The organism is Streptomyces sp. NRRL B-24085 (genome assembly GCF_001282115.1).
GTDB lineage: Bacteria > Actinomycetota > Actinomycetes > Streptomycetales > Streptomycetaceae > Streptomyces.
This window is the reverse complement of sequence record NZ_LJBR01000405.1, coordinates 1-7371: the sequence shown is the minus strand read 5'-3', so window position 1 is coordinate 7371 and position 7371 is coordinate 1. Positions and strand designations below refer to the sequence as shown.

At 73.2% G+C, this 7371-nt stretch carries 8 protein-coding genes and 2 tRNA genes; 5 read left to right on the top strand and 5 right to left on the bottom strand.

From position 1 onward, the window contains the following. Window positions 1-56 precede the first annotated feature (56 nt). On the bottom strand, window positions 57-524 hold the full coding sequence (locus AOJ26_RS34845) for an HGxxPAAW family protein (protein WP_053852365.1): 468 nt from the start codon (window positions 522-524) through the stop codon (window positions 57-59). Between the two features lie 81 nt (window positions 525-605). On the opposite strand from AOJ26_RS34845, the gene AOJ26_RS34840 reads away from it, so the two are divergent. Continuing rightward, window positions 606-1094, top strand: a complete 489-nt coding sequence (locus tag AOJ26_RS34840; protein WP_053852364.1) for a MarR family winged helix-turn-helix transcriptional regulator — start codon at window positions 606-608, stop codon at window positions 1092-1094. A gap of 201 nt (window positions 1095-1295) precedes the next feature. Beyond that, window positions 1296-1808: a GtrA family protein gene (locus AOJ26_RS34835; protein ID WP_053852363.1), complete on the top strand. Its 513-nt coding sequence runs from the start codon at window positions 1296-1298 to the stop codon at window positions 1806-1808. Window positions 1809-1838: 30 nt separating this feature from the next. Here the strand turns inward: AOJ26_RS34835 and AOJ26_RS34830 are convergent, their stop codons facing one another. Further along, window positions 1839-2354 (bottom strand): NUDIX domain-containing protein, encoded by a 516-nt coding sequence (locus AOJ26_RS34830; RefSeq protein ID WP_053852362.1) that lies wholly within the window; start codon window positions 2352-2354, stop codon window positions 1839-1841. Between the two features lie 160 nt (window positions 2355-2514). Between AOJ26_RS34830 and AOJ26_RS34825 the strand changes: the two genes are divergently transcribed. Beyond that, window positions 2515-2700 carry a hypothetical protein gene (locus tag AOJ26_RS34825; RefSeq protein WP_053852361.1) on the top strand — a complete coding sequence of 62 codons (186 nt, stop codon included), beginning with the start codon at window positions 2515-2517 and terminating at the stop codon, window positions 2698-2700. 84 nt (window positions 2701-2784) lie between these two features. Here the strand turns inward: AOJ26_RS34825 and AOJ26_RS34820 are convergent, their stop codons facing one another. From AOJ26_RS34820 to AOJ26_RS34810, 3 genes are all read right to left on the bottom strand, one after another. Further along, window positions 2785-3210, bottom strand: a complete 426-nt coding sequence (locus AOJ26_RS34820) for a DUF5959 family protein (protein WP_053852360.1) — start codon at window positions 3208-3210, stop codon at window positions 2785-2787. Between the two features lie 99 nt (window positions 3211-3309). Continuing rightward, window positions 3310-3382 (bottom strand) — tRNA-Arg (locus AOJ26_RS34815). 188 nt (window positions 3383-3570) lie between these two features. Beyond that, window positions 3571-3661: transfer RNA gene (locus AOJ26_RS34810), tRNA-Ser, on the bottom strand. Between the two features lie 162 nt (window positions 3662-3823). Between AOJ26_RS34810 and AOJ26_RS34805 the strand changes: the two genes are divergently transcribed. Both AOJ26_RS34805 and AOJ26_RS34800 read left to right on the top strand, forming a co-directional pair. Next, a complete protein-coding gene (locus tag AOJ26_RS34805) occupies window positions 3824-4252 on the top strand; it encodes an SSI family serine proteinase inhibitor (RefSeq protein ID WP_053852359.1) in 429 nt (142 codons plus the stop codon). A gap of 170 nt (window positions 4253-4422) precedes the next feature. Next, window positions 4423-7371, top strand: a 2949-nt coding sequence (locus AOJ26_RS34800) for a PAS domain-containing protein (RefSeq protein ID WP_078960144.1), incomplete at its 3' end; no start/stop codon positions are given.

The following is a 7371-nucleotide window of genomic DNA, read 5'->3' as shown; positions in this document are numbered from 1 at the left end:
GAGTAGGGGGCACCACTGACAACGGGACGGGACGGCACGAGCGGCGCCGGGACCGGTCAGCGCGACGACTCCACGGACACGGGCTGCACGGACACGGGCACCACAGACACCGGTTCCCCGGACACGGGGTCCGCGGACACCGCCCCCGGCGCCGCTGCCCCCGACTCCGTGGGCATCGCCTCCAGTGCCGCCGCGGCCCGCGCCCCGACCACACCGGTCCGCGCGCCGGCGCGTCCCGCCATCCGGCATCCGACGCACCCCGGGTGCCCCTGCCGGGCGCCGGTGTCCCGCACCCGCATCGCCCACTGCTCGCGCGGCCGGCGCCCCGGCGGCTTGCCCCAGCCGGTCAGGTGCAGGGCCCAGGTCACGAGGGCGCTCGCCGCGGTGATCACAAGACCGACGGCGATCAGCACGCCGGAGACCGTGCACACCCCCAGCCCCAGCACGGACGTCCCCACCGTGGCGACGGCGACTCCGGTCCACCCCGCGACCGTGTGCCCCTCGTCATACTGATGTGCACTCACAGAGCCTCCTCGACCCGTTCTCTTACCTCCTAAGAAATTTAACAAAGAAACCTCTCACAAGCTAAGGGAATAAGGATTCCGATGCACGCCGAGCCCCGCCCCTCCGCCACTCCGGCCCAGGCCCTGGAGGCGATGGACTTCTTCATCGCCACCGCCCACCTCGGCCAGCAGGAGATGGCCCAGCGGCTGGGCCTGAACGTCACCGACCTGCTGAGCTTCGCCTGCGTCCTGAAGGCCGGCGAGAACCTCCTCACCGCGGGCGACCTGGCCGAGCACGCCCACGTCACGACCGGCGCGGTCACCGGCATCCTCAACCGCCTCGAACGCGGCGGATACGTCACCCGCGTCCCCGACCCCACCGACCGCCGCCGCGTCCGGGTCGCCGCGCAGCCCGACGCCGTGGCCAAGGTCGTCGCCCTCTACCAGCCGTACTACGACCGCCTCGACGCCGTCTTCGCGGAGTACTCCGCCGACGAGATCGCCGTGCTCCACGACTGGTTCAGCCGTACGACGAACCTGACGCTCGCCTACATCGAGGAGCTGCGGGCGAAGGACGCGGAAGGCGAGTAGCGCGAGCCGACAGCGGGGCGAGCGCCCCGGATCACAGCGGGAGTTGACGGGGTTCCCCACCCCGAGGGTGCAGCCAGCCCTACCCCCGGTTCGGGAGTGTGCTCCATCGATTCGGCGCCCTCGCGACGGCATCGTTGATCACGGCTGGTCCATCCGGGATCCAGCGGATCGACAAGCCAGCGCCGAGCCGGAGGAAACACCATGGAGCCGCAGACGGCCGACCGGACCCAGTCCCCGTCCACGCCGGGCGCCGTCGCCTCCTTCGTGCGCTTCGTCGTCTGCGGCGGCGGGATCGGCGTCCTGTCCAGCTTCGCGGTGCCGCTGGTCGCGGTGACGATGCCGTGGGCGATGGCGAACGCGGTGGTCACCGTGGCCGGCACGCTCCTGTGCACCGAGCTGCACGCCCTGTTCACCTTCGGCACCGGCCGCCGCCCCGGCTGGCGCCGCCACCTCCAGTCCTCCGGCTCGGCGGCCGCCGCGTACGCCGTCACCTGCGCCGCGATGTTCCTGCTGCACCTGATCCAGTCGGCGCCGGGGACGGTCGCACAACAGGTGGTCTACCTCGGCGCCTCGGCCCTGGCCGGCATCGGCCGCTTCCTGGTCCTGCGCCTGTTCGTCTTCGCCGGCCCCCGCAAGGACCCGCGCCCGTCCGGGACCGTCGTCACCCTGCCCCGCCCGGCGCTGCCGCGCACCGCGGTGAGCCCGGCCTGCTGAGCCGGGCGCACGGCCGGCCCGGAGCACAACTCACCGCGCCGACCGGCCCTTCGGACCGCCCCGTACCGCCCTGTACCGCCGAAGGACCTCCACCCCGTCGGACACGAACGCCCCGCTCCCCACCGCCTCCAGCAACTCGCCCTCCCCGAACCACCCGCACCACGTGATCTCCCCCGGGTCGGGCACGAGCGGCGCGGTCACGACCACCTCGTGCACCCCGAGCCAGTAAGGACTGATCTCGCCGCGGCACAGGAACTTGAGGACGGGACGCGGCCGGCCGAACACCCCCAGTTCCTCGGCGAGTTCCCGGGCCGCCGCCGCCTCGTACGACTCCCCGACCTCGACGGCCCCGCCCACCAGCCAGTTGTACCGCCCGGGAAAGCGCGAGACGCCCTCCGGCCGCCGATGCACGAGGATCCGCCCGCGCGGATCCCGGCAGACGGTGGTCGCGACCCGGTGCAGCCACCCCTTCCCGACGGCCTCGGCCCGGTCCACTACCCCGACGACCCGGTCCTCCTCGTCCACCCGCTCGACCAGTTCACCCATGCCGGTCACGATCACACAGGGCTACGACGAGGGGGGCTGACGACCCCTGGGGGGTGCGGCTTGCCCCACCCCGGATCGGGCGGACGGCTCCATGTCGCGGCCCCGGAACCGACGGCATCGTGGAAGCCATCGGCACCGGCCCCTTCCGGAAGGAACTCCCATGAACCAGCTCCTGTCCTCCCCGCCGGCCCAGACCGCCACCGAGAGCGACCTGTCCCCGCTCCTCACCGCCTGGGACGAGACCCACCCGGCCACCACCGACCCCGACTGGCGCCACCTGCTGGACGAACTGGCCCACCCCCGCACCATCCAGGCCTTCCACACCCTGGCCACGCCCCCGGCATGAACGGACGCCCCACCGTCCCGATCACCGCAAGAGGCCCCGGAGAGATCACACTCCGGGGCCTTCGCAGGTCGACACGTGGGCGCGCTAGACCCCGACCACACCCCGCACAGCGACCAGACGCTCTCGGGCGGCCTCGATCCATCCGGCCTTGAGATCGACCGGCACCCGGACGGAGATCTGGGTACCGGACCCGTCGTGCACTTCGACCACGTACGGGTCCTCGACGACGAAGACGAGGTAGGCCGCCCGCCCCTGGACCGGCCAGGCACCGGAGAATTCGGTGCCCGAGTCGTCGTCACCTTCTGCGACGGCGTCCAACAGCACCGCCCAGTCGTCGAAGTCACCGACGGTGCAGTCCGTCCGCACAGTGGCGTTCACGAAGTCACTGCGGATGACGATCTCCGCTTCGTAGTGGTCGTACTGCGGAGTCGGTGACAGCAGCCGGACGGCAACGCCCTGCACGCCGTCGTCCAGGACGATCAAGTCGAGCCGCCCGGCGCTCCCGGTCAAAGCTCCTCCTCCGACTGACATCAAGCGTTGCCGTACTTCGCTCCCGCACAGCACGACAAAGCCCCCTCCGGGATGATCCCGAGGGGGCTTTGACCTGTGTGCACTCGGCAGGATTCGAACCTGCAACCTTCTGATCCGTAGTCAGATGCTCTATCCGTTAAGCTACGAGTGCTTGTTCTGTTTTCTCGCCGTTCCTTGCCCTTCCGGGCCGCTCGCGGCGACAGGAAGAACATTACATGACTGCCGCTCGCATGTGAAATCCGTTAGCCATACCCCTTGTGACCTGCGAAAACGCACATCTGAGCGAAGTGAGGAACGACGAAGCCCCGGTCGCTGGGACCGGGGCTTCGTGATCGTGCGCGGAGGCGGAGGGATTTGAACCCTCGATGGGATTTAAGTCCCAAACCGCATTAGCAGTGCGGCGCCATAGACCGGACTAGGCGACGCCTCCAGCACAGCCGCCCGCGCGAGCGCGAGTGGTGCGTGCAGATGATGACACAGCCGGAGGTCGTGCCACCAATCGGCTCCCACGGTACTAGGCAGGCGGGGCGCAGGGCAAAGTGCTTCCACCGCTCGCTCGCAACGTACGGCGCCGTCCGCCGTTAGTCAGGGCATGTCATACGTCATCCGGCCCGGCCGGCTCGCACGGCTGAGTCCGCTCCCGCTGTTCCTCGCCGCCCTCGCCCCCACCCCCGCGACGGCGTACACCCCGACCGGCGACCACCTCACCGTCACCGTCCGGGACGCCGGCCACGGTGCCGACGGGACCTTCGAGGTCGACTGCCACCCCGCGCGCGGCACCCACCCCGACCCCGCGGGCGCGTGCGCCGGCCTGGACAGGAACACCCGGTGGGGGCGCGACACCTTCGCCCCCGTCCCCGAGGGCAGCGTCTGCACGATGCTCTACGGCGGTCCCGCCACCGCCCATGTCACCGGGACGTGGGCCGGCCGCCCCGTGGACGCCCGGTTCGACCGCAGCAACGGCTGCGAGACCGCGCGCTGGGACCGCTTCGTGCCCCTCCTCCCCGGCATGGACACCTAGCCCCCGAAAGGCGGTCACACGTTCTACTTCACTTCGTCGTGCGACCTCCCTCTCATCCGGCACCCCCGCACAACCGCTGCGCTTAGACTCCCTCGCGTGACACGTCGCGGGCCCCTTGGCAAGATGGCCCGAACGGTCGGCAAGGTGCGGTAACAGGGAGGAAGCGTCTCGTGAGCAGCAGGCCATCCCGAGGCGCTGCTCGCCTCGCAGCCATACTCGACGCGCTTCCCGACGCGTTGGTGCTGGTCAACGCCAATGGGACCGTCGTCAACGCCAACACCATCGCCCTGGAGGCGTTCGAGGCGCCCGGAACGGCTCTGGTGGGGCGGGGACTGCTGGACCTGCTGCCGCAGTTCGACTCGCGGCTCATCCCGGGCTCCATGCGGCGGCCGGACCACATGGACCCGCGCGGGCGGACCAAGCCGACCCGGATGGTGGCGCGCAGGACCGACGGGAGCGAGTTCCCCGTCGAGGTCACCAGCGCCAACCTGGAGAACGGCCAGCAGGCCTACGACGGTTACGGCTACAGCGGCGACGAGCTGCTCATGCTCGTCGTACGCGACCTGACCGGCACCGTCGACACCGAGGCCGAGCTGGCCCGTTCGCAGCGGCAGACCGAGATGATCCTGCGGGCCGCGTCCGAGGGTGTCGTGGGCACCGACACCGACGGGCGGATCGTGCTCGTCAACCCGGCCGCCGCCCAGATACTGGGTTACCGGGCCAGCGACCTCGGCGGCCGCGAGCTCCACGACCTCGTCCTGCACTCCCGCGCCGACGGCACCCCCTTCGCGTACGAGGAGTCCCCGCTCGCCGACACCCTGCGCTCCGGGCGCAAGCACCGGGTGCGCGGGCAGGTGCTGTGGTCCAAGAAGGGCGAGAAGGTCCCGGTCGACCTCACGACCGCGCCCGTGCGCGACGGCGACCAGCTCGTCGGCGCCGTGCTCACCTTCACCGACCGGCGGCCCTACGACGCCCTCGCCGACGAGAAGTCCGCCGCCGAGAAGGCGCACGCGGAGGAACTGGAACGGCTGGAGGAGGAGCACGCCTCCGAGCTGACCGCGCTGCGCCAGAAGCACATCGCCGAGCTGGAGGAGCTTCAGGAGCGGCACGACGAGGAGATCGCCGCCGGCGAGGAGCGGTACGCGGCGCTCGGCGAGCGCGAGAAGGACCGGTACGAGGCCCTGGCCGGCCGGCACGACCAGCTCCTCACCCTGCTCGGGCGCTCCCTGCGCGGACCCCTCGACGAACTGCGCCGCGAACTGTCCGCGCTCGCCGCCGACGACGCCGGACAGCTCTGGCCCGAGGCCAACCAGGTCCTGCACCACCTCTCGGCCGGCTACTCCCGCATCACCAACCTCATCGACAACGTCCTCGGCTACCAGCGCCTCGACGCGGGCGCCGACGACATCGTCCGTACGAACGTCATGCTCGACGCGGTCGTCGCGGCCGGTGTGGACGGCGCGGTCGAGCTCATCGGGCCGGGACGCGTCCAGTTCGCCGTGCACGCGCCGCCCATCGAGGCCGAGGTCGACGCCCAGCGCCTCGCGACCGCGCTCGCGCACCTCATCGCGGACGTGGCCGGGGTCGACGCCACCGGGAACTCACCCGTGTCCGCGGGCGGTTACATGGACAACACGGTCGTCGTCGCGGCCGCGCAGCGCGGCGAGGGCGTCCGCATCGAGGTGCGCGGGCCGTACGCCGGGGGAGACCCGGTGCACGAGCCGATCGTGCGCGGGATCGTGCGCGCCCACGGCGGTGTGCTCCAGACGCACGAGGTGCCCGGCATGAGCGGCAGCGCGTACGTCCTCGAAGTACCCATCGGCGGTGGGGCGGGAGCCGTCGCGGCTCCCGGTCCGGCCGCGCTGGAGGCCGCGCCCGCGGAGGCCGCCCCCGCGGAGGGTGTCCCGGCCGAAACCGCTCCCGCCGAGGGCGGCGGGCGGCGGCGGGCCCGGCGCTCCTCCACCGACTCCTTCCTGGACGCCGACGTCCCGGCCGGGACCGACGAGTCCGTGCCGGCCGCCGTGCCGCCGACCGGGCGGCGCAGGCGGCGGGCGGCGGCCGAGCAGGAACAGCCGGTGTCCGTACCGGCGCAGGCCTCCGGTGACGACGGCGACGGCTCCGGCGGTACCGGGCGACGCCGTGGGCGGCCCGCCGAGGGTGCCGAGGCCGCCGAAACCGGGGTGTCCGAGGGTGCCGTGGTGATGGCCGGCGAGCACGGTGCCGGGTCCGCGGCCGTGGGCACCGGTCTCGGCGGGACCGTACCGCCGCAGGGCGTGCCGGTCCCGGCGGGGCGTCGGGCCCGGCGCGAGGGCGGCGAACAGCACGCGCTGCCGGCCGCGTTGCCCGCGGGCGGCTCCGCCGAACCGGGGCGGCCGCAGGGCGAGCTCCAGATCGCCGGTCAGGGGCCGGCCGGTGACGGCACTCCGCAGCAGGACGGGCGCCGGCGCCGGGCCCTCGCGGCCGCGTCGGAGCGTGCGGCCGCGCAGGAGGCGGCCCCCCGCTCGGTCTTCGCCCTTCCGCCCGCCGACGCGGACCGCCCGGCCGACGCCCCGGCCCCGGCGGCACCGGTGCAGACACAGGGGCCTGCCCAGCCGCAGGGACAGACGGCGGCTCCAGGGCAGATTCCGGGCCAGGTGCCCGGGCCGTTCCCCGGCCAGGCTCCGGGGCACCTCCCGGCCCAGGTGCCAGGGCAGCCGCAGGTGCCCGGGCAGGTTCCGGCACCGGGTCAGACACCGGCCCCCGTACCGGCGGCCACTCCCGTTGCCGCCAACGGCCTCGCGCAGCCCCTGCCCGCCGACGGCCACGGTGACGACGGCCGGCACGACGCCGTGCCGCACGACCAGGCCGCCGACCACACCCCGCCCCAGCCGCACCCCACCAACGCGCCCACGGGCCGCCGTCGCCGGGCCGTGGCCCAGCCCGCGGAGGCGCCGGCCGGCCCGCCCGCGCAGGGCGTCCCCGCACAGGCCGGGCAGGCAGCCGTTCCCGGTGCGCCCGCGCCCGTCGCGCCCGTGCCCGTCGGGGTTCCCGCGGCCCCCGCGCAGCAGGTCCCCGGGTTCCCGGGTGTCCCCGTGCAGGACGCGACCGGGCAGCCCGGCCTGATCCCGCAGGCCGCACCC